This window comes from Stenotrophomonas sp. (genome assembly GCF_032099025.1).
Lineage (GTDB): Bacteria > Pseudomonadota > Gammaproteobacteria > Xanthomonadales > Xanthomonadaceae > Stenotrophomonas.
In genome coordinates this window covers 126,902-146,945 of sequence record NZ_DAMCID010000007.1, presented here as the reverse complement: position 1 = coordinate 146,945, position 20,044 = coordinate 126,902, and the positions used below count along the sequence as shown (strand labels likewise).

Annotated in this window: 18 protein-coding genes and 2 riboswitches; of the genes, 7 read left to right on the top strand and 11 right to left on the bottom strand. The window is 67.6% G+C overall.

The genetic code is table 11. The annotated features are described in order from the left end of the window. The first annotated feature begins 153 nt into the window (after positions 1–153). A complete protein-coding gene (locus tag RT456_RS07220; RefSeq protein WP_313344471.1) occupies positions 154–2,409 on the top strand; it encodes a primosomal protein N' in 2,256 nt (751 codons plus the stop codon). A gap of 90 nt (positions 2,410–2,499) precedes the next feature. Here the strand turns inward: RT456_RS07220 and RT456_RS07215 are convergent, their stop codons facing one another. Both RT456_RS07215 and RT456_RS07210 read right to left on the bottom strand, forming a co-directional pair. Continuing rightward, positions 2,500–3,120: a glutathione S-transferase family protein gene (locus RT456_RS07215; protein ID WP_313344468.1), complete on the bottom strand. Its 621-nt coding sequence runs from the start codon at positions 3,118–3,120 to the stop codon at positions 2,500–2,502. Between the two features lie 106 nt (positions 3,121–3,226). Then, entirely contained in the window at positions 3,227–3,973 is a 747-nt protein-coding gene (locus RT456_RS07210; protein WP_313344464.1) for an NYN domain-containing protein, read from the bottom strand. Positions 3,974–4,136: 163 nt separating this feature from the next. Here RT456_RS07210 and RT456_RS07205 point away from each other — a divergent pair, with 163 nt between their 5' ends. Next, a complete protein-coding gene (locus RT456_RS07205; RefSeq protein ID WP_313344461.1) occupies positions 4,137–5,417 on the top strand; it encodes an NAD(P)/FAD-dependent oxidoreductase in 1,281 nt (426 codons plus the stop codon). A gap of 33 nt (positions 5,418–5,450) precedes the next feature. Here RT456_RS07205 and RT456_RS07200 read toward each other — a convergent pair whose 3' ends face one another. The 3 genes from RT456_RS07200 to RT456_RS07190 all read right to left on the bottom strand — a co-directional run bounded on the left by RT456_RS07200 (position 5,451) and on the right by RT456_RS07190 (position 6,521). After that, complete coding sequence (locus RT456_RS07200; protein ID WP_313344458.1) at positions 5,451–5,768, bottom strand: hypothetical protein; 318 nt, start codon at positions 5,766–5,768, stop codon at positions 5,451–5,453. 16 nt (positions 5,769–5,784) lie between these two features. Then, positions 5,785–6,129, bottom strand: coding sequence for a ribonuclease E inhibitor RraB (locus RT456_RS07195; protein ID WP_313344456.1), 345 nt, complete (start codon positions 6,127–6,129; stop codon positions 5,785–5,787). 95 nt (positions 6,130–6,224) lie between these two features. Further along, entirely contained in the window at positions 6,225–6,521 is a 297-nt protein-coding gene (locus tag RT456_RS07190) for a GIY-YIG nuclease family protein (protein WP_313344453.1), read from the bottom strand. A gap of 23 nt (positions 6,522–6,544) precedes the next feature. Continuing rightward, a riboswitch (glycine riboswitch) is annotated at positions 6,545–6,627 on the top strand. Between the two features lie 20 nt (positions 6,628–6,647). Continuing rightward, positions 6,648–6,738: riboswitch (glycine riboswitch) on the top strand. A gap of 90 nt (positions 6,739–6,828) precedes the next feature. On the opposite strand from RT456_RS07190, the gene RT456_RS07185 reads away from it, so the two are divergent. After that, complete coding sequence (locus RT456_RS07185) at positions 6,829–7,446, top strand: trimeric intracellular cation channel family protein (protein ID WP_313344451.1); 618 nt, start codon at positions 6,829–6,831, stop codon at positions 7,444–7,446. 57 nt (positions 7,447–7,503) lie between these two features. On the opposite strand, the gene RT456_RS07180 is transcribed toward RT456_RS07185, so the two are convergent. The 5 genes from RT456_RS07180 to RT456_RS07160 form a co-directional block, all read right to left on the bottom strand. Further along, positions 7,504–7,986, bottom strand: coding sequence for a GNAT family N-acetyltransferase (locus tag RT456_RS07180; RefSeq protein ID WP_313344448.1), 483 nt, complete (start codon positions 7,984–7,986; stop codon positions 7,504–7,506). A 3-nt stretch (positions 7,987–7,989) separates the two neighbouring features. Next, entirely contained in the window at positions 7,990–8,259 is a 270-nt protein-coding gene (locus RT456_RS07175; RefSeq protein WP_313344445.1) for a DUF1778 domain-containing protein, read from the bottom strand. A 188-nt stretch (positions 8,260–8,447) separates the two neighbouring features. Then, a complete protein-coding gene (locus RT456_RS07170) occupies positions 8,448–9,521 on the bottom strand; it encodes a 3-deoxy-7-phosphoheptulonate synthase (protein ID WP_313344442.1) in 1,074 nt (357 codons plus the stop codon). Between the two features lie 297 nt (positions 9,522–9,818). Beyond that, positions 9,819–11,468: a chaperonin GroEL gene (gene groL / locus RT456_RS07165; protein WP_313344439.1), complete on the bottom strand. Its 1,650-nt coding sequence runs from the start codon at positions 11,466–11,468 to the stop codon at positions 9,819–9,821. Positions 11,469–11,558: 90 nt separating this feature from the next. After that, on the bottom strand, positions 11,559–11,846 hold the full coding sequence (locus RT456_RS07160; protein ID WP_313344436.1) for a co-chaperone GroES: 288 nt from the start codon (positions 11,844–11,846) through the stop codon (positions 11,559–11,561). A 302-nt stretch (positions 11,847–12,148) separates the two neighbouring features. On the opposite strand from RT456_RS07160, the gene RT456_RS07155 reads away from it, so the two are divergent. The 4 genes from RT456_RS07155 (at position 12,149) to RT456_RS07140 (ending at position 17,362) form a co-directional block, all read left to right on the top strand. Continuing rightward, the gene (locus RT456_RS07155) at positions 12,149–13,939 is read left to right on the top strand and encodes an endonuclease (RefSeq protein WP_313344433.1); all 1,791 of its coding nucleotides are present in this window, start codon (positions 12,149–12,151) and stop codon (positions 13,937–13,939) included. A 134-nt stretch (positions 13,940–14,073) separates the two neighbouring features. Then, the gene (cutA, locus tag RT456_RS07150; RefSeq protein WP_313344430.1) at positions 14,074–14,412 is read left to right on the top strand and encodes a divalent-cation tolerance protein CutA; all 339 of its coding nucleotides are present in this window, start codon (positions 14,074–14,076) and stop codon (positions 14,410–14,412) included. Next, entirely contained in the window at positions 14,412–16,775 is a 2,364-nt protein-coding gene (locus RT456_RS07145; RefSeq protein ID WP_313344428.1) for a protein-disulfide reductase DsbD domain-containing protein, read from the top strand. Before cutA ends, RT456_RS07145 begins: the two co-directional genes overlap by 1 nt. Next, a complete protein-coding gene (locus RT456_RS07140) occupies positions 16,772–17,362 on the top strand; it encodes a TlpA disulfide reductase family protein (RefSeq protein ID WP_313344425.1) in 591 nt (196 codons plus the stop codon). The genes RT456_RS07145 and RT456_RS07140 overlap by 4 nt, the downstream gene beginning before the upstream one ends. A gap of 33 nt (positions 17,363–17,395) precedes the next feature. Here the strand turns inward: RT456_RS07140 and RT456_RS07135 are convergent, their stop codons facing one another. Beyond that, a complete protein-coding gene (locus RT456_RS07135) occupies positions 17,396–20,032 on the bottom strand; it encodes an excinuclease ABC subunit UvrA (protein WP_313344423.1) in 2,637 nt (878 codons plus the stop codon). Positions 20,033–20,044 lie beyond the last annotated feature (12 nt).

The window sequence follows — 20,044 nt, the reverse complement described above, 5'->3', positions numbered from 1 at the left end:
GCCCTGACAAACAGCTCGGAGTTCGACACTGGCACACAGACTTATCCACAGAAGATGTGGATAAGACTGAATCTCCCTTCCACACAGATATTTAGCCGCTATTTAGGTTCCGTCTGCCGGCCCGGCGATAGATTCCATGCGCTGAACAGGCGGGTGCCCGACCGCTACACTGGACCGATGCTGCCCCCCGATCCAGCCCCCCCGCTGACCCTGGAAACCGCTCCGGCCCCATTTCCGGATGCCGCCAGCCTGCAGGTCGCCCTGCCCCTCCCGCTGCCGCAGTGGTTCGACTATGCGCCGCCCCCGGGCGAACCGCCGCATGCCGGCATGGTGGGCCGCCGAGTGCGGGTGCCGTTCGGGTCGCGCGAGCTGGTCGGGGTAGTCGCCGGTATCGGCACGGCAGCCGACGGCAACGCCCTGCGCGCCGCGCTGGCCTGGCTGGACGACGCACCGCTGCTGGCCGGCGAACTGTGGCGTTCGCTGCAGTGGCTGGCGCGCTACACACACGCGCCGCTGGGTGAGGTGGTCAGCACCGCCCTGCCCGGTCCGCTGCGCCGCGGCGAACCGGTGGCCGACACCCACCGCTGGGGGTGGCAGCTGACCGCCGCCGGGCACGAGCAGCGCGCGCGCCTTCGGGCAGGCACGCGGCCGCAGCGCGTTGCCGGGCTGCTGGTGGACGGCGGGCTGGACGAGGACGCCCTGGACGAGGTCATGGAGGACTGGCGCAGCGCCGCCCGCGCCCTGGCCAAACGCGGGCTGGTCGAGCGCATCGCGCTGGCGCACAGCGCCGCGGTGCCCGGCATCCGTCCCGGTCCCACGCCCAACCCCGAACAATCGGCTGCCATTGCCGCGATCACGGCCAGCCCCGGCTTCGGTGCGTTCCTGCTCGACGGCGTCACCGGCAGCGGCAAGACCGAGGTGTACCTGCAGGCCATCGTGGCCTGCCTGGCACGCGGGCGGCAGGCGCTGGTGCTGGTGCCCGAGATCGGCCTGACGCCGCAGACGCTGGCGCGCTTCCGCACCCGTCTCGGCATTCCGGTGCATGTGCTGCATTCGGGCCTCAACGACAACGAGCGCGCGCGGGTATGGGCGGCCGCCGCGCGGGGCGAGGCACAGGTGATCGTCGGCACCCGCTCGGCGGTGTTCACCCCCTTGCCCAACGCCGGGCTGATCGTCATCGACGAAGAGCACGACGGCAGTTACAAGCAGCAGGACGGCATCCGCTACCACGCACGTGACTTCGCGCTGGTGCGCGCCAAGGCACTGGACGTGCCGGTGGTGCTGGGCAGCGCCACGCCGTCGCTGGAATCGCTGCACAATGCGCGCGCCGGCCGCTACACGCACCTGCGCCTGAAGCAGCGCGCGGGCGAGGCGCGGCCGCCGCAGGTGCGGGTGCTGGATGTGCGCAAGCGCCCGTTGAAGGACGGGTTGTCGCCCGAGGTGATGGACGGCATCGCCCAGCATCTGCAGGCAGGCCACCAGGTCCTGGTGTTCAAGAACCGCCGGGGCTACGCACCGGTGCTGTTGTGCCACGACTGCGGCTGGACCGCGCCGTGCAGGCGCTGCGACGCGCCGATGACCGTGCACGCCGGCGGGCGGCGCCTGCAGTGCCACCACTGCGGCGCACGCCAGCCGGCGCCCATGGCCTGCCCGGACTGCGCCAGCCTGGCGCTGCAGCCACAGGGCATCGGTACCGAACGGCTGGAAGAGCGCCTGGTGGAGGCCTTCGCCGACTACCCGGTGATCCGCATCGACCGGGGCACCACCCAACGCCGCGACGCGCTGGAAACCCAGTTGGCCACGCTTGGCGATCGCGCCGGCATCCTGGTCGGCACGCAGATCCTGGCCAAGGGCCACGACCTGCCCAAGCTGACCCTGGTGGTGGTGGTGGGCATCGACGAGGGCCTGTTCTCGGCGGATTTCCGTGCCAGCGAGAAGCTCGCCCAGCAGTTGATCCAGGTGGCCGGCCGCGCCGGCCGCGCCACGGATGCCGGCGAGGTCTGGCTGCAGACCCACCATCCCGGTCACCCGTTGCTGGACACCCTGGTCAACGGCGGCTACCACGCCTTCGCCGACGCCGAACTGCAGCAGCGCGAGGCCGCCGGCTTCCCGCCGTTCGCGCACCTGGCGCTGCTGCGTGCCGAGGCGCAGCAGGTGGAGCATGCCAACGCCATGCTGACCGCGGTGCGTGAGCTGATCGTCGATGACATCGCGGTGGAACGCTATGGCCCGATGCCGGCCCCGATGCCGCGCCGTGCCGGCTACCAGCGCACCCAGCTGCTGCTGTCGGCCCCGTCGCGACGGCCGCTGCACGCGGTACTGGACCTGGTCACACCGCAGATCCACGCGTTGCCGCAGGCGCGCAAGGTGCGCTGGTCGCTGGATGTGGATCCGACGGATCTTTATTGACGGCGTGCGGACCCACGGTCCGCACCTGCCTCGCATGGATACCGCCCCGGCAGGTAGGGACCGTTGGTCCATACACGTGATGCACGCGGATCAGGTCAACGCGGTCATGACACCACGCTGGTATGCAGGGCGCTGCTTCAGCCGTTCGTACCACGCCGCCAGGTGCGGCAGGTCCGGCCGCTGGATCGGCATTTCGAACCACGCGTAGGCGAATGCGCCGAGCGGAATATCGCCCATCGCGAAGTCATCGCCGGACAGCCATGGCTGCTGCGCGAGCGCGTCGTTCGCCAACGCCAGCAATTCGCCCGACCGCACCAGCGCCGCAGCGATGCGGCCCTCGTCACGGTCGGACGGTGCCGTGCGCAGCGTGCCCCAGAACAGGTCGCGGAACGTACCGGCGAAGGTCGAGGTGGTCCAGTCCATCCACTTCTCCGACTGCGCGCGTGCCACCACGTCCTCCGGGTACAGCGTGCCCAGCGCATAGCGCGCGGCCAGGTAGCGCACGATGGTGTTGGACTCCCACAGCGGCAGGCCGTGGTCTTCGATCACCGGCACCAGCCCGTTGGGGTTCATGGCGCGGTACTCCGGCGACTGGGTGCCGCCGAACGCGCCGCCCACTTCGATGGACGCGTACGGCAGGCCGATCTCCTCGGCGCACCACAGTACTTTGCGCACGTTGCTGGAATTGTGCCGGCCCCAGATCTTCAGCATGGTGGTGTTTCCTGTGTTCGGAGAGCGGCGATTACGATACGCCTGTGTGGTGGGTTTTTTTATTTTTGTTTTGTTTGCCGACTAACAGTCGGCACTACGGTCGGCACTACCGCGCCTTCTTGGGGAGTGCGCGCACGTAGGTGGACTTGCCGTCCTTCTTCATTTCGAACAGTCCCGTGGCGGCCAGCAGTTCGCTGAGTTTGCTGTAGCCGTAGTTGCGCGAGTCGAACGAGGCCTGGTTGCCGATCTGGCTGCCCACCGGGCCCAGGTGCGACCAGCCATCTTCGCCTTCGGCCGAGGTCACCGCACGGCGCAGCATCTGCACCAGGCGGGTGTCGTTGCGCAGTTCCGGGCCGCTCTTGCGCGGGCGGGTCTCCTCGCTGTCCTGCTCCACCTCCGGATCGGTGGCGTGCCCCTGGCCCAGCGCTTCCAGATAGGTGAACTTCGAGCAGGCGTTGACGAACGGCTCGGGCGTCTTCTTCTCACCGAACCCGTATACCTTCACCCCGTCGGTCAGCAGGCGCATCACCAGCGGGGTGAAGTCGGCATCGCTGGAGACGATCGCAAAGCCGTCCAGGTTGCGCGCGTACAACATGTCCATCGCGTCGATGACCATCGCCATGTCAGACGCGTTCTTGCCGCGGCTGTAGGCGAACTGCTGGATCGGTCGGATCGCGTATGCGTGCAGCACCGATTCCCAGCCCTTCAGGCGCGGACTCTTCCAGTTGCCATAGGCGCGGCGCACGTTGGCCACGCCGTAGCGCGCCACTTCGGCCAGCACCACGTCGATCTTCGACGACGGCGCGTTGTCGGCATCGATCAGCAACGCGATGCGCTTTTCCGGTTCGGTCATGTCAGCCTCCAGAGCGGTAACGGGACGCCGCCGGGCAAGCGCGACGGCTGCTGAACCCAGTATCTGTCATCCGCGTGAACATCGTGCTTCACGTGCGACGATAGGTCGCGTCGACCATGTTCCCATGGGGTCGGAAGGCCGACCCCCGCCAAGGAGTCATTGCATGACCCGCGATTCCCTGCCCCACCTGGTCATCATCGGTGGTGGTTTTGCCGGCCTCTGGGCCACCCGCGCACTGGCCAGCGCGCGCGTCCGCATCACCCTGGTGGACCGTCGCAACCACCATCTGTTCCAACCGCTGCTGTACCAGGTCGCTACGGCGGGGCTGTCCGCGCCCGACATCGCCGCCCCCCTGCGGCACATCCTCGGCAACCAGCGCAATGTCGAAGTGCGCCTGGGCGAAGTGACCTCCATCGACAAGCACACGCACCAGATCACCCTGGCAGACGGCAGCCAGCTCGGCTACGACACGCTGATGCTGTGTACCGGCGCCACCCACGCCTATTTCGGCCACGACGAATGGGCCGCCGATGCGCCCGGCCTGAAAACCCTAGACGATGCCATCGCGCTGCGCCGCAAACTGCTGCTCGCGTTCGAGCGCGCCGAGGCCGAGCCCGATCCCGTGCGCAAGGCCGCCTGGCTCAGCTTCGCCGTGGTCGGCGGCGGTCCCACCGGGGTTGAACTGGCCGGCACGCTGGCCGAAATCGCCCGTCACACGCTGCGCAACGAATTCCGCCATATCGACCCGGCCAGCGCCAAGGTGCGGCTGGTGGAGGCCGGCCCGCGGGTGCTGTCCAGTTTCCCCGACGTGCTCTCGCTGAAGGCGCGCCGCCAACTGGAGAAGCTGGGCGTGGAAGTACTCACCGGCACGCCGGTAAGCAACATCAACGGCGAGGGTTTCCAGCTCGGCGACCAGTTCATGGCCGCGCGCACCGTGGTGTGGGCCGCCGGCGTGGCCGCCTCACCGCTGGCGCGCACGCTGGACGTGCCGCTGGACCGTGCCGGCCGCGTACCGGTGCAGCCGGACCTGACCCTCGACGGGCACCCCGAGATCTTCGTCGCCGGCGACCTGGCCGCACTCAGCCAGGCCGACGGCAAGCCGGTGCCCGGCGTGGCACCGGCGGCCAAGCAGATGGGCAAGCACGTGGCGGGGATCGTCCGCGCGCGGCTGGACGGCAAACCGGCACCGGGGGCGTTCAAGTACCAGGACTTCGGGAATCTCGCCACGATCGGGCGCATGGCCGCCATCGTCCATCTGGGCCGGCTGCAGTTGTCAGGCGTGCTGGCCTGGTGGTTCTGGCTGGCGGCGCACGTGTTCTTCCTGATCGGCTTCCGCAACCGCCTCGTGGTACTGCTCAACTGGGCCGTGGCGTACTGGAGCTACCAGCGCAGCGCGCGGATCATCTTCGGGGATGACCGGGAGGATAGGCGACCCGGGCGCTGACGGAGGCAGCGACGCACGGCGTCGCGCTACCTGTCATGGGTCGTTGCCGCGGGCCAGGTGCACGTCCCAGGTACACAGGTAGTCCGGGTTGGTGATGGTCAGTTCCATCGAACGCAGGGTGTAGTCACCGGGTGCGGCCGGCGTGTAGTGGTCCAGCGTGGGCGGCAGGAACAGCTCCTCCCCGTCGACCGCGCTGGCCAGCACGACGCCTTCGTCGTCGTTGATGCGCAGCACCTCGCCGACGAACTGGCGATGCTCCAGCGCGTTGCCGTCAGCATCGAGGTAGGTGATGCCCGCCAGCACGGTCTTGCCCAGCATGGCCTGGGCTTTGTCGCTGCCTTCTAGGGTCATGGCACGCTGTCCGGGCTCAGTCCTGCACCATGCAGCCCCAACCGTCGATGCGCCCTTCGAACCTGGCCGCCTCTGATTCCAGCAGCGCTTCGAAGCCCGAAATGTTGCCGTGGGTCGGCACCATCAACGGATGTGCCAGGACCTGCCAAGGGAAGTCGTCATTGCCTTCGTAGGCGGAGAACGAAACCTTCTGCTCGTTCCGGAGCAGGTGCACCGAGAAACGGAGGGCGGCGTCCTCGTCCGGGAAGATGACCGCGAAATCCACCTCCCGCGCCACCGAGAGATCATCGCCGTCCTGCAGCATCTTCCACAGCACATCGCCGTTCTCGTCATCGGGGTACAGCGCGGGATCGCGTGACATGGCAGTCCGGTGGTCGCAGGGGATGGGGCAATCTTCCCACGCCGTCGCGCTCAGCGGGTGATGCGCCGGCGCCGTGAGTGCCCTGCCGGGCACGTTCACCCGGCAGGCTCCATAGGCGCCTGCAGCCACGCCAGCTTGCGCGCGCGCGGCTGGCGCTTGAGCGTGCATTCGGCCTTCAGTGCAGCTGAGCGATCCGGGTAGGCGCGCATGGCCAGCACCCGCAGCGGCGGATTGGCGCGGGTGTAGCGGGCACCCTTGCCGGCCAGGTGGGCCTGGAAGCGGGCGTCCACGTCGTTGCTGATGCCGGCGTAATAGCTGCCGTTGCGGCATTCCAGCAGATAGACGTACCAAGGGGCGGGTTCAGCGGGCATACCGGGATTATCCACCGCCACGGGCGTGCTGGCTGCTAGAATCCGCCCCGGATGCAGGAGAGAGGCGCCGCGCTGGCGCCCGCCGAAGGCGCAGGCTCCCATAATCGCTCAGGCCGGTGGCTCGATACGCCACCAACCATGCATCCAACACGCCGATCTGGAGAGAGGTCTTCAATGACCCGCCGAAGGGGCACGTGGCCTGGCCACTGAACTCTCAGGCAAAAGGACAGCGGGAGCGGCAACGGAATCCCACCCTGCGACAGTGCTGCGGCGCTGGCGTGGCCCGTGCGTGTTTCCGTCCCCGCCTGTGCCCTGCCCGGAGCCGCCCATGCTGCTGTCCCTGATCTACCTCATCGCCATTTCCGCCGAAGCCATGACCGGGGCGCTGTCCGCCGGGCGGCGGCGCATGGACCTGTTCGGCGTGGTGATCATCGCCTGCGTCACCGCACTGGGCGGCGGTTCGCTGCGCGATATCGTGCTGGGCCACTACCCACTGGGCTGGGTAAAGCACCCCGAGTATCTGGGCTTCACCATCTGCGCGGCGTTGATCGCCACCTGGGTGGCACGCTGGATGCACCACTTCCGCCGCACCTTCCTGGTGCTGGATGGACTGGGACTGATCTGCTTCACCCTGATCGGCTGCGCGGTGGCGCGCGATGGTGGCCATTCGGTGCCGATCGTGCTGATCGCCGGCATGCTGACCGGCGCATTCGGTGGCGTGCTGCGCGACGTGCTGTGCAACGAAGTGCCGCTGATCTTCCAGAAGGAGCTGTACGCGGTGATCACCCTGCTCACCGGTGCGGCCTGGCTGGGCCTGCTGGAACTGGGCGTATCGCTCAATGCCGCCACCCTGTGGTGCCTGGGCGGCGGCTTCGCGTTCCGCCTGATGGCGATCCACTTCAAGTGGGAAATGCCGAAATTCGTGTACCGCGACGAGGTGCATTGAACGAAGCGTTCAATGCACCGGTAGCGACCGGGCGCAGGTGGCGCCCCACCGCGTCGATCAGGAGTGGTTGAGCGACAGCATTATCGTCAGGTCGTCGATGGGCGATGCGATGAAGCCGTGTTTGAGATAGAACGCCTTTGCCGTGTCGTCGATGGCATGGCACAGCAACGCGCGCGCACCGATCTGGCGGCTCGCCTGGACGGCGCGCATCACGGCATCCTTCAGCAGGCCTTGGCCAACGCCCTGGCCCGCCCAGTCCTTATGCACCGCCAACCGCCCGAGTACGATGACCGGGATGGGATTCGGCATGTTGCGCCGAACCCGTCCTGGCGCGGTCTGATGTGACATCGAACCGGCTGCCAACGCGTAGTACCCAACCACCCCGCCCTGCTCATCGCAGGTGACAAAGCATCTGGACGCCCCGGATGCCTGATTCTGATATGCACGCTCGATCAGCCATTTGCTGAGATCTGGCGCGCTGCAAATGAAGCGCTCAAGCCGATGCCCCGCAGTGAGCGCGGCCGGTGCTGTGAGCCGCAACGCTCAGCGCTCCCAGGGTGCCGGGGTGTTCAACAGGCGGCGAATGGCCGCGTTGTCTTCCAGGGGCGCTTCAAGGGCGGCGTTGAAGCGCCGCAGATTCTCTGTGCTGAGCAGGAACTGGGTCTGGTCCGCGAGCACTTCGCGCGCCCTCTCGCAGGCCGCATCGAGAATGAACTCGGTGCGGTTCACGCCACTGATCTCAACGGCACGATCGATGAGCGCCTGCTTGTCAGCGGGCGCGCGGAAATTGATGACTTTGCTGGGCGTGCTCATGGGAAGGTCTCGCAGCACAATTGCATGTGCATACATTGTACATACACCCCGTCGAACGCTCAAGGAAGGTCCACAGTTTGCGTGAGAACTGCGGATTCAACCAATTGATTTTATTGGCCAAGTTGGTCGTATCCGGTAGGCGCGGCGTTGTGAAGCGGGGCAGAGCCCCGCTCTACCGGCGACCCGGGTCAGGCCGCTTCGCTCAGCCGATGCGCGCGGCGGGCACGCACCGCTTCGGCCAGCGATGCGAGCACGGCCAGGGAACTGTCCCAGCCGATGCAGCCGTCGGTGATGCTCTGCCCGTAGACCAGCGGTTGGCCGTCCACCAGCTCCTGCCGGCCAGCCACCAGATGGCTTTCCACCATCACGCCCACGATGCGGTCTTCGCCCGCGGCGAGCTGCGCATTGATGTCGGCGATGACCTTGGGCTGGTTCTCCGGGTTCTTGCTGCTGTTGGCATGGCTGGCATCGATCATCAACCGCGCCGGCAGATGCGATTTGACCAGCGTCTGGCTGGCCGCATCCACGCTGGCCGCGTCGAAGTTCGGCACCTTGCCGCCCCGCAGGATCACGTGGCAATCCGGGTTGCCAGCGGTGGCGACGATGGCGGTGTCGCCCTGCTTGGTCACCGACAGGAAGTGATGCGGGTTGGAGGCGGCGCCCACCGCATCGGCGGCGATCTTGATATTGCCGTCCGTGCCGTTCTTGAACCCCACCGGGCACGACAGGCCCGACGCCAGTTCGCGGTGCACCTGGCTCTCGGTGGTACGTGCACCGATCGCGCCCCAGGCCACCAGGTCGGCGATGTACTGCGGCGAGATGACGTCGAGGAACTCCACACCGGCCGGCAGGCCAAGCTTGTTGATGTCGCGCAGCAGGCCGCGCGCAACACGCAGGCCCTTGTTGATCTGGAAGCTGCCATCCAGGTCCGGATCATTGATCAGGCCCTTCCAGCCCACGGTGGTGCGTGGCTTCTCGAAGTACACGCGCATGACGATTTCCAGCTCGTCCGCGTAGGCATCACGCAGCGGCTTGAGGCGCTGCGCGTACTCGATCGCGGCGACCGGATCGTGGATCGAACAAGGGCCGATCACCACGGCAAGGCGGTCGTCGCGACCGTGCAGGATCTCGTGCAGTGCCGCGCGGGACGCGCTGACCGTGGCCGATGCTTCATCGTCGCAGGGCAGCATGGAGAGCAGCTGCGCCGGCGGCGTGAGCGGCTCGATGTTTCGGATGCGAAGGTCGTCGGTGTGGGGGGGCATGGGGGGTGTCTCCTGGAAGGTAGGGGTCCCCAGCGCGGCGGCAATAAAAAAGCCGCCAGGTGCGCTGGCGGCTTTCGGGAATGCGTCTGAAGATTTCTTCAGGGTGAACGCATGCCTTCCTCCGCCGGTGGCTTCGGAAAGTAATACCAAAAGTAGGAATTGGCGTGGCGTGCGTTCATTGGAGAGTATTGATAACACAGGGGTTTGGGACTGCCAACTGTTTCATTCGCAACTGCGCAACAAAAAACCCCGCCTTTCAGCGGGGTTCTTCGTTTGCAGTGCGACAGGTGCGGGGACTTAGAAGTCCATGCCGCCCATGCCACCCATACCGCCCATGCCGCCGCCTGCTGCGCCGGCGCCGTCATCCTTCTTCGGCGCTTCAGCCACCATCGCTTCGGTGGTGATCATCAGGCCGGCGATCGAGGCCGCGTTCTGCAGTGCCGAACGGGTCACCTTGGTCGGGTCCAGGATGCCGAAGGCCAGCATGTCGCCGAACTCGCCGGTGGCGGCGTTGTAGCCGAAGCTGCCGGTGCCTTCCTTGACCTTGTTGACGATCACGGACGGCTCTTCGCCGGCATTGGCGACGATTTCGCGCAGCGGAGCTTCCATCGCGCGCAGGGCGATCTGGATGCCATGGTTCTGGTCTTCGTTGTTGCCCTTCAGGTCACCCAGCGCGCTGACGGCACGCACCAGCGCGACGCCGCCGCCCGGAACCACGCCTTCTTCAACGGCCGCACGGGTAGCGTGCAGGGCGTCGTCGACGCGGTCCTTCTTTTCCTTCATTTCGATTTCGGTCGAAGCGCCGACCTTGATCACGGCAACACCGCCGGCCAGCTTGGCCACGCGTTCCTGCAGCTTCTCACGGTCGTAATCGGACGAGGTCTCTTCGATCTGCGCCTTGATCTGGGTGACGCGCGATGCGATGGCATCCTGCTCGCCGGCACCGTCGATGATGATGGTGTTTTCCTTCGAGACCTGGACCTTCTTCGCACGACCCAGGTCGGTCAGGGTGGCCTTTTCCAGCGACAGGCCGACTTCTTCGGAAATCACGGTGCCGCTGGTCAGCACGGCCATGTCCTGCAGCATCGCCTTGCGACGATCGCCGAAGCCCGGTGCCTTGACCGCCACGACCTTCACGATGCCACGGATGGTGTTGACCACCAGGGTGGCCAGCGCTTCGCCTTCGACTTCTTCAGCGACGATCAGCAGCGGCTTGCCGGCCTTGGCCACGCCTTCCAGCACGGGCAGCAGGTCGCGGACGTTGGAGATCTTCTTGTCGTACAGCAGGATGAACGGGTCATCCAGGTCGGCGGTCTGCGCCTGCTGGTTGTTGACGAAGTACGGCGAGAGGTAGCCGCGGTCGAACTGCATGCCCTCCACGACGTCCAGCTCGTTTTCCAGGCCCGAGCCTTCTTCAACGGTGATGACGCCTTCCTTGCCAACCTTCTTCATCGCTTCGGCGATGATGTTGCCGATCGACTCGTCCGAGTTGGCCGAGATCGTGCCGACCTGGGCAATGGCCTTGTCGTCAGCGGTGGGCTGGGAGATGTTCTTCAGCTCGGCAACGGCGGCCACGACGGCCTTGTCGATACCACGCTTGAGGTCCATCGGGTTCATGCCGGCAGCAACGGCCTTGGCGCCTTCGCGGATCAGGGCCTGGGCCAGCACGGTGGCGGTGGTGGTGCCGTCGCCGGCGTCGTCGTTGGTACGCGACGCGACTTCCTTCACCATCTGCGCGCCCATGTTCTCGAACTTGTCAGCCAGTTCGATTTCCTTGGCGACGGACACGCCGTCCTTGGTGATGGTCGGGGCGCCGAAGCTCTTTTCGAGCACGACGTTGCGGCCCTTCGGGCCCAGGGTAGCCTTGACGGCATTGGCGAGAATGTTGACGCCGCGCACCATGCGCGAACGTGCGTCTTCACCGAAACGAATTTCCTTGGCAGCCATTAGCGTTTACCTTTTCTGTAGAGCCGGACGATGCCCGGCTGATCAATGTTGGGGACACGAAACGCCGGGCCAGGCCCGGCAGCGCCAAACTCAGCCGACGATGGCGAGGATGTCGTCTTCGCGCAGGACCTTGTATTCCACGCCTTCGCTCTTGTAGCTGCTGCCGGCGTACTGGCCGTAGATGACCTTGTCGCCCACCTTCAGGGCCGGCGCGCGGACGCTGCCGTTGTCCAGCGGCTTGCCGGTGCCCACGGCCACGACTTCACCCTTGGTCGACTTTTCCTTGGCGGAGTCGGGGATGAAGATACCGCCGGCGGAAACTTCATCGGCTTCGATCGGCTTGACCACGACGCGGTCGTGAAGCGGCTTGATGCTCATGTGGGGCCTCTTAAGTTGTTGATTGGGCTGAAAAAGTCCGGCGATATTAGCACTCACCCAGGGTGACTGCCAGCAACGCTCGTGAAAAAACCCGCCAGTGCGGGACAAGGCAGAGATGGTGCTGCCCCGCGCCCTTTCAAGGGGCTTGACGGGAATTTGTGAGGCGCGGCCTGCCCCCGCCATTCATCCGCCAAAATCTTGACGCACGTCCCAGTGTTGAGTGCCGATCACGACATATCGATAGATGTGTCATCTGGATTGACTAGATTCACGCGGCAAATCCCAATCACAAGGAGCCGTAGATGAGGTTGCTCACACCGCTGTCGCTGGGGTGCCTGCTGGCATTGGCTGCCAGTTCCGCCCAGGCCGAAGTCTTCATCAATGAACTGCACTACGACGACAACACCCCCGCCGGGGACGTAGGCGAGGCCATCGAGGTGGTCGCCACCGGGGGCGAGGACCTCAGCAGCTACCGCCTGTACCTGTACAACGGCAGCACGCCGTCGGCAGCCACGGTCTATGCCAACAACCCGGTCCCGGCCGGCACCGCCGCCAGCTGCGGCAAGGCCAGCATCGCCACCGTCACCTACCCCACCAATGGCCTGCAGAACGGGTCCAACGACGGTATCGCGCTGGTCGACGCCAGCGGCAAGGTGGTCCAGTTCATCAGCTACGAAGGCACCATCACCGCCTCCGGGGGCCCCGCCGCCGGGCTGACCAGCCAGAACATCCCGGTCAGCGAGAGCAACAGCACCGCCCCGGGCACCTCCCTGCAGCTCACCGGCAGCGGCAGCCAGTACAGCCACTTCACCTGGGCCGGCTCGGCCGCGCAGACCTTCGGCACCTGCAACAACGGCCAGACCTTCAGCGGCGGCGGCAGCACCGGACCGAACACCCCGCCCTCGGTCAGCACCACCACCCCCGAACAGGGTGCCACCACCTTCCCGGCCGCCGCCGACCTCGCGGTGACCTTCAGCGAGACCGTCACCGTCACCAGCGGCGCGTTCACGCTGAGCTGCGGCCAGTCCGGCACGGTCCCGCTCACTCATGCCAGCAGCGGTACCCGCTTCACCCTGTCCACCAACACCGCACTGGTGGCCGGTGAAGCGTGCCGGTTCGACATCCGCGCCGCCCGCATCAAGGACGCCCAGGGCGCACGCCCGGCCGCCGACACCCGCATCGCCTTCACCGTGGCCAGCGGCGGGACCGATCCCGGCCCGGGCCCCGATCCGGATCCGGGCAGCTACTACTCCAGGGTCAACACCTCCAGCCCCAGCCAGCTGCGCTGCTCGCTGCACGCCACCATCAAGGGCCACACTTCCTACCCCTACAGCGGTTCGGGCACCAGCACCTGGACCATCCTGGAGATCGCCGACGAGGACCCCAACAACAGCGGCCGCATCCTGGACGCCTACCGCAACCGCAGCTACGCCAAGGTCAGTGACCGCGCGGGCACCGGCAGCGGGCTCACCTACAACCGCGAGCACACCTGGCCCAACTCGCTGGGCTTTGCCAGCACCACCGGCGACAAGGGCCTGCCGTACGCGCCCTACACCGACACCCACATGCTGTACCTGACCGATGCGCAGTGGAACGCGGACCGCGGCAACAAGCCGTTCGCCAAGTGCGACAGCAACTGCGGCGAGCGCGCCACCGAGGCCAACAACGGCCAGGGCGGTGGCAGCGGCGGCTATCCGGGCAACTCCAACTGGGTGCGCACCCCGGACGGCAATACCGGAACGTTCGAGGTGTGGGGCCGTCGCAAGGGCGATATGGCGCGTGCGGTGATGTACATGGCCATCCGTTATGAAGGCGGCAAGGATGCGGCCACCGGCCAGTCCGAACCGGACCTGGAGCTGACCGACGACCGCAGCAGGATCGTCAAGACCTCCGCCTCGCCGGCGTACATGGGCCTGCTCTCGACCCTGATCGACTGGCACCTGTCGGACCCGCCGGATGCGGCCGAACGCGCCCGCAACGAGGTGATCTACAGCTTCCAGGGCAACCGCAACCCGTTCATCGACCACCCCGAGTGGGCCACGCCTGGCCTGTTCACCTCGGCCAAGCCGGCTACCTGCGAGCTGGCGAATTGAGGTAGTCGGTGGTGCCGGCCAGCGGCTGGCACCACCGGGTTTGCCTGGAGCCGGCCAGCGGCTGGCACTACCGGGTCTGGGATGCCGGCCGGTTCCGTTGGGACCGGCCGGCATCCGCATTACAATCGGCGGTCATGCCTACCGCTGATCCCGTATTCATTCTTTTGACCACCTGCCCCGACGCAGCGACCGCCGCGCGGCTGGCACATGCGTTGGTCGAAGAGCGCCTGGCCGCCTGCGTGACCCGCCTGGACGGCGCGCACTCGACCTACCGCTGGCACGGCGAGGTCACCGAGGACCACGAGGTCCAACTGCTGATCAAGACCACCGGCAGCCGTCTCGACGCCGCCATCGCGCGCGTGCAGGCGCTGCATCCGTATGAACTCCCCGAGTGCATCGCGGTCGAAACCCGCGCCGGCCTGCCGGCGTACCTGGATTGGATTCGGGCGCAGACCCGTGAGGAAACTGATTGATGTCGCTGCTTCGTCGCATTGCCGCGCTGTGTGCGCTGTTCGTGGTGTCCCTCCCGGCGCTGGCCGTCAGTGAAAAAGACCTGCTGCCCGTGGACGAGGCGTTCGGGCTGACCGCGCAGGCGCGCGACCGCGACCGCATCGAGGTCAGCTGGAAGATCGCGCCGGGGTATTACCTCTACCGTCATCGCACCACGGTGAAGTCCGATGCCGGCTTCAGCGCCGAGGCGCTGCAGATGCCGGCCGGCAAGAAACATCACGACGATTTCTTCGGCGAGGTCGAAACCTACCGTGACCGCCTGGTCGCCGTGCTGCCGGGCAAGGCCGCGGACGATGCCGGCACGGTCACGTTGGAAGTGCGCTACCAGGGCTGCGCCGATGCCGGCGTGTGCTACCCGCCGCAGAAGCGCAGCGTGCAGGTGAAGCTGCCCGGCGGCACCGCACGTGGCGACAGTGCCGTGGTGCCGGCCGTCAGCAGCGGCGCGGCGTCGCCGTTCAACAACCCGCTGGCCGGCAACACCGCCTCCAGTGGGCTGCGCCTGCCGGGTGCGGCGAGCACCCAGTCGCTGCCGCTGCCGTCCGAACGCGCGTTCGGCTTCGACGCCATCGTCGGCGACGGCAATACCGTGCTGCTGCGCTTCAGCCCGGCGCCGGGCTATTACCTGTACCGCGATCGCACCACGCTGAAGCTGGAGGGCGCGGCAGGCATCCGTGCAGACAAACCGCTGTGGCCGGCCGCCAGCGCGCATCGCGACGAACACTTCGGCGATGTGTCGGTGTACTTCGACCAGGTGGACGTGAAGCTGCCGCTGCGCCGCAGCCGCGCCGAGGCCGCCGAGGCGACCCTGGTGATCACGTTCCAGGGCTGCCAGACCGATGGCATCTGCTACCCGCCGATGACGCGGCGGGTGAAGCTGGCACTGCCGGCCGGCAAGATCAACGCCAGTGCCGATGAAGTGGCACGCCGCAGCGAGGTGATCGCCCCGCTGCCCACGCGCGAAAAGCGTGCGCAGGCCCGCGACGCCACAGGCATCGCGACCCAGCCGATGCTGATCCGCCCGAACGAACCGGCGCTGGCCCCGACCGATGTCGGCAGTGCCGATGCCACCGCAGGCAACGCGCAGCGCACCCGCCCGCCCGGCACCGAAGCGGCCCCGACCACGCTGGTGGCCGCACTGCTGCTGGCGCTGGCGGCCGGCCTGATCCTCAACCTGATGCCGTGCGTGCTGCCGATCCTGTCGCTGAAGGTACTGGGCGTGGCGCAGAGCGGCGAGAGCCGCCAGCGCGCGCGCAGCCATGCGCTCTGGTACACCGCCGGCGTGCTGGTGGCGTTCGCCGCGATCGGTGCGCTGGTGCTGGCCCTGCGCGCCGCCGGCCAGGCGGCGGGTTGGGGCTTCCAGCTGCAGCACCCGTGGTTCATCGCGGCCCTGGTGTACCTGATGTTCACCGTGGGCCTGAGCCTGTCCGGCGTGTTCACGCTGGGCGGCAGCCTGGGCGGCGTGGGCCAGTCCCTGGCGTCGCGTTCGGGACCGGTCGGCGACTTCTTCACCGGCGTGCTCGCCTGCGTGGTGGCCAGCCCGTGCGTGGCACCGTTCATGGGGGTGCCGCTGGCGTATGCGTTCACCGCGCCCGCGTTGCCGGCCATGCTGGTGTTCCTGGTGCTGGGCCTCGGCCTGGCGCTGCCGTTCCTGCTGATCGGCTTCGTGCCGTCGCTGGCCAGGCGCCTGCCGCGACCGGGCGCGTGGATGGAAACACTGAAGCAGGTGCTGGCCTTCCCGATGTATGCCACCGCACTGTGGCTGCTGTGGGTGTTGGGCAAGCAGCGCGGCGTGGATGCCATGGCGCTGGTACTGGGCGGGCTGGTGGTACTGGGCCTGGCGCTGTGGTGGTTCGAGCGCAGCCGCTGGCGCAGCCAGCGCGTCGGCGCACTGCTGTCCAGCCTGCTGCTGCTGGGCGCACTGGTGCCGGTGTGGGGCGTTACGCGTATCGAGGCACCGGCCAAGGCCGCGCTCAACGCCACCGACAACGTGGTGGCCTATTCGCCGCAGATGCTGGACCGGCTGCGCCAGGACAATCGCGTGGTGTTCGTCAACATGACCGCTGACTGGTGCGTGACCTGCAAGGCCAACGAACGCGCGGTGCTGGGCACGCATGCGTTCCAGGACACCCTGCGCCGCACCAACGCGGTGTACATGCGGGGCGACTACACCAACGTGGACCCGGAGATCACCGCGTTCCTCGATGAGCACAAGGCGGTCGGCGTGCCCCTGTACGTGGTGTACGGCCCGGGCGCACCGCCCACCGTGCTGCCCACCGTGCTGACCCAGGCAATCGTCGAAGAAGCGCTGCTGCGCACCGCACGATGAGCGCGCCGCCGCCCCGCATCTCGTTGATGGCGGTGGCGGCCGTTGCCGCGGTGCTGGGACTGGTCGCTGGCGTGTACTACGTCGCGCGTACGCCGCAGGACCTGCGTTTTCCCGCCGTGGACCGCCCTGCGGCGGTGCCGGCGAAGCCGGGTGAAGCGATGCCGGCGATCACACTGCCGGACGTGGATGGAACGCCGGTGGATTTCACCCGCTTCCGCGGCCGCCCGCTGCTGATCAACGTGTGGGCCAGCTGGTGCGGCCCCTGTGTGGAAGAGATGCCGATGCTGGCCGCGTTCGCCGCCGCGCAGCCGGCCGACGGCGTACAGGTGCTGGGCCTGGCCATCGATACGCCCGAGGGCGTGCGCGATTACCTGGACCGGGTGCCGGTGACGTACCCGATCGTGATCGAACAGCCCGCGCCCGATGATGCCAGCGTGCGCCTGGGCAATGCGCAGGGCCTGTTGCCGTACACGGTGCTGGTGGGTGCCGACGGAACGATCGTCAGGCAGAAGCTGGGGCCGTTCGCGCCCGGAGAAATCGAACGGTGGGTGGGCAGTACCGACCAACGGCCGGTACCTACGCGGTAGCTGCCCACCGTTGGTGGGTAAGGGCGCCGGGGATCACGCGAAAAACCGCCGCAGATATCCAGCCGTCTTCCCCCCCGTCGAGCGGCTCACCTGCTGCGGCGTCCCGGCCGCCACGATCCGGCCACCCTCTTCACCGGCGCCCGGCCCCACATCGATCACCCAGTCCGCATCGGCCACGGTGCGCAGGTCGTGCTCGACCACCACCACCGTATTGCCCGCCTCCACCAGCCCGTGCAGCTGCGCCATCAGCTTGTCCACGTCGGCCGGGTGCAGCCCCGTGGTGGGCTCATCAAGCACGTACAGGCTGTTGCCCTGCTGGCTGCGCTGCAGCTCCGTGGCCAGCTTGATGCGCTGCGCTTCGCCACCCGACAACTCGGTGGCCGGCTGGCCCAGCCGCAGGTAGCCCAGGCCGATGTCGCGCAGCAGTTGCAATGGACGCTGCACCACCGTTTCATCGGCAAAGAACGCCAGCGCCTCGTCCACCGTCATCGCCAGCACCTGGGCGATGTTGCGGCCATTCCATTCCACCTCCAGCGTCTTGGCGTTGTAGCGCTGCCCGTGGCAGGTGGGGCACGGCGCGTAGACGCTGGGCATGAACAGCAGTTCCACATGCACGAAGCCTTCGCCCTCGCAGGTTTCGCAGCGGCCCTGGGCAACGTTGAAGGAGAAGCGGCTGGCGCTGTAACGCCGTGCCTTGGCCATGCGGGTGCCCGCGAACAGCTTGCGCACGTGGTCGAACAGGCCGGTATAGGTGGCCAGGTTGGAACGCGGCGTGCGGCCGATCGGCTTCTGGTCCACGTTCACCAGCCGCCGGATCGCGGTGTGCCCGGCATGCAGACGGCCGCGCGTGCGCTCGATGCGGCTCGGCTGCGGCAGCTCGTCGTCCACCTCGGCAACGGCCGGTTCGTGGCCGAGGTGTTCGCCCACCAGTTCCACCAGCGCCTGGCTCACCAGGCTGGATTTGCCCGAGCCGGAGACGCCCGTGACCGCACAGAACGCGCCGAGCGGGAAGCGCGCATCCAGCCCATGCAGGTTGTTGCGGTGGATCCCGCGCAGCTCCAGCCAGCCCGATGGCGTGCGCGGGGTGCGCCGCGCAACGGTGGCATCGGCAAACAGGTAGGCGGCCGTGGCCGATGCCTTGATGCCGCGCAGGCCTTCCGGCGGGCCGCTGTAGAGCACCTGCCCACCGTGCTGGCCCGCGCCGGGCCCCACGTCCACCAGCCAGTCGGCACGGCGCAGCATCTCAAGATCGTGCTCGACCACGAACAACGTATTGCCACCGGCCTTGAGCTGGTCCAGCGCGTGGTACAGCGCCTCGCCATCGGCCGGGTGCAGGCCCGCCGTGGGCTCGTCGAGCACGTACACCACGCCGAACAGACTGGAGCGGATCTGCGTGGCCAGGCGCAGCCGCTGCAGCTCCCCTGGCGACAACGTGGGCGTGGCCCGGTCCATCGACAGGTAGCCCAGGCCCAACGCCTGCAACGTGCCGATGCGCTCGACCAGATCGTGGGCAATGCGCTGGGCGGCGATCCGCTTCTCCTCGGACAGGTCCGGGGTGCGGCGTACATCGCTGCTGCCGGTGTGCGCATGGCCGCCGCCGGCGACGCGCTGCTGGTCGGCCTTGCGACCGGCGGCACGGCTGCGGGTGGCGCGTGCGGCGGGGGCGTCGAAGCGGCCTGCCGCCGCCGGGCGCAGCACCTCGGCCATCGCCGCCAGCGACAGCTGCGACAGCGCGCCGATATCCAGCCCGGCAAACGTCACCGCCAGCGACGCACGCTTGAGCCGCTTGCCGTCGCACACCGGGCACACGGTACCCACCATGTAGCGCGCCACGCGCTTCTTCATCATGGCGCTCTGGGTGGTGGCGAAGGTATGCAGCACGTAGCGCCGCGCTCCGCTGAAGGTGCCCATGTAACTGGGTTCTTCCTTGCGACGCAGCGCGGCGCGGGTCTCGGCCGGGGTGAAACCGGCGTACACCGGCGCCACCGGCTGTTCCTCGGTGAACAGGATCCAGTCGCGCTGCTTCTTCGGCAGGTCGCGCCAGGGAATGTCCACGTCGTAGCCCAGCGTGACCAGGATGTCGCGCTGGTTCTGGCCGTGCCAAGCGGGCGGCCATGCCGCGATGGCGCGCTCGCGGATGCTCAGCGACGGGTCGGGCACCATCGACTGCTCGGTCACCTCGTACACATGGCCCAGGCCATGGCAGTTCGGGCACGCCCCCTGCGGCGTGTTGGGCGAGAAGTCTTCCGCATACAGCATGGGCTGTTTTGCGGGATAGGTGCCGGCGCGCGAGTACAGCATGCGCAGCATGCTGGACAACGTGGTCACGCTGCCCACGCTGGAGCGCACGCTGGCCGTGCCGCGCTGCTGTTGCAGGGCGACCGCCGGCGGCAGGCCCTCGATGGCATCCACGTCCGGTACGCCGACCTGGTCGATCAGCCGGCGCGCGTACGGCGACAGCGACTCCAGGTAGCGTCGCTGCGCTTCGGCGTAGAGCGTGCCGAACGCCAGCGACGATTTGCCGGAGCCGGAGATGCCGGAGAACACCACCAGCGCATCGCGCGGGATATCCACGTCGACGTTCTTGAGGTTGTGTTCGCGTGCACCGCGCACGCGGACGAACGCGTCACCGGAGCGGGTGGAGGACGGGCGGTTTCGGCGTGTGCTCATCCAGGAAGGATA

Bases quoted from the DNA above. Each gene is read 5' to 3' on its own strand.
- cutA (WP_313344430.1), top strand. From the start codon at position 14,074: ATGCCTACCGCTGATCCCGTATTCATTCTTTTGACCACCTGCCCCGAC.
- RT456_RS07140 (WP_313344425.1), top strand. From the start codon at position 16,772: ATGAGCGCGCCGCCGCCCCGCATCTCGTTGATGGCGGTGGCGGCCGTT.
- RT456_RS07170 (WP_313344442.1), bottom strand. From the start codon at position 9,521: ATGCCCCCCCACACCGACGACCTTCGCATCCGAAACATCGAGCCGCTC.
- RT456_RS07205 (WP_313344461.1), top strand. From the start codon at position 4,137: ATGACCCGCGATTCCCTGCCCCACCTGGTCATCATCGGTGGTGGTTTT.
- groL (WP_313344439.1), bottom strand. From the start codon at position 11,468: ATGGCTGCCAAGGAAATTCGTTTCGGTGAAGACGCACGTTCGCGCATG.
- RT456_RS07135 (WP_313344423.1), bottom strand. From the start codon at position 20,032: ATGAGCACACGCCGAAACCGCCCGTCCTCCACCCGCTCCGGTGACGCG.
- RT456_RS07210 (WP_313344464.1), bottom strand. From the start codon at position 3,973: ATGACCGAACCGGAAAAGCGCATCGCGTTGCTGATCGATGCCGACAAC.
- RT456_RS07200 (WP_313344458.1), bottom strand. From the start codon at position 5,768: ATGACCCTAGAAGGCAGCGACAAAGCCCAGGCCATGCTGGGCAAGACC.
- RT456_RS07185 (WP_313344451.1), top strand. From the start codon at position 6,829: ATGCTGCTGTCCCTGATCTACCTCATCGCCATTTCCGCCGAAGCCATG.
- RT456_RS07215 (WP_313344468.1), bottom strand. From the start codon at position 3,120: ATGCTGAAGATCTGGGGCCGGCACAATTCCAGCAACGTGCGCAAAGTA.
- RT456_RS07160 (WP_313344436.1), bottom strand. From the start codon at position 11,846: ATGAGCATCAAGCCGCTTCACGACCGCGTCGTGGTCAAGCCGATCGAA.
- RT456_RS07155 (WP_313344433.1), top strand. From the start codon at position 12,149: ATGAGGTTGCTCACACCGCTGTCGCTGGGGTGCCTGCTGGCATTGGCT.
- RT456_RS07145 (WP_313344428.1), top strand. From the start codon at position 14,412: ATGTCGCTGCTTCGTCGCATTGCCGCGCTGTGTGCGCTGTTCGTGGTG.
- RT456_RS07195 (WP_313344456.1), bottom strand. From the start codon at position 6,129: ATGTCACGCGATCCCGCGCTGTACCCCGATGACGAGAACGGCGATGTG.
- RT456_RS07175 (WP_313344445.1), bottom strand. From the start codon at position 8,259: ATGAGCACGCCCAGCAAAGTCATCAATTTCCGCGCGCCCGCTGACAAG.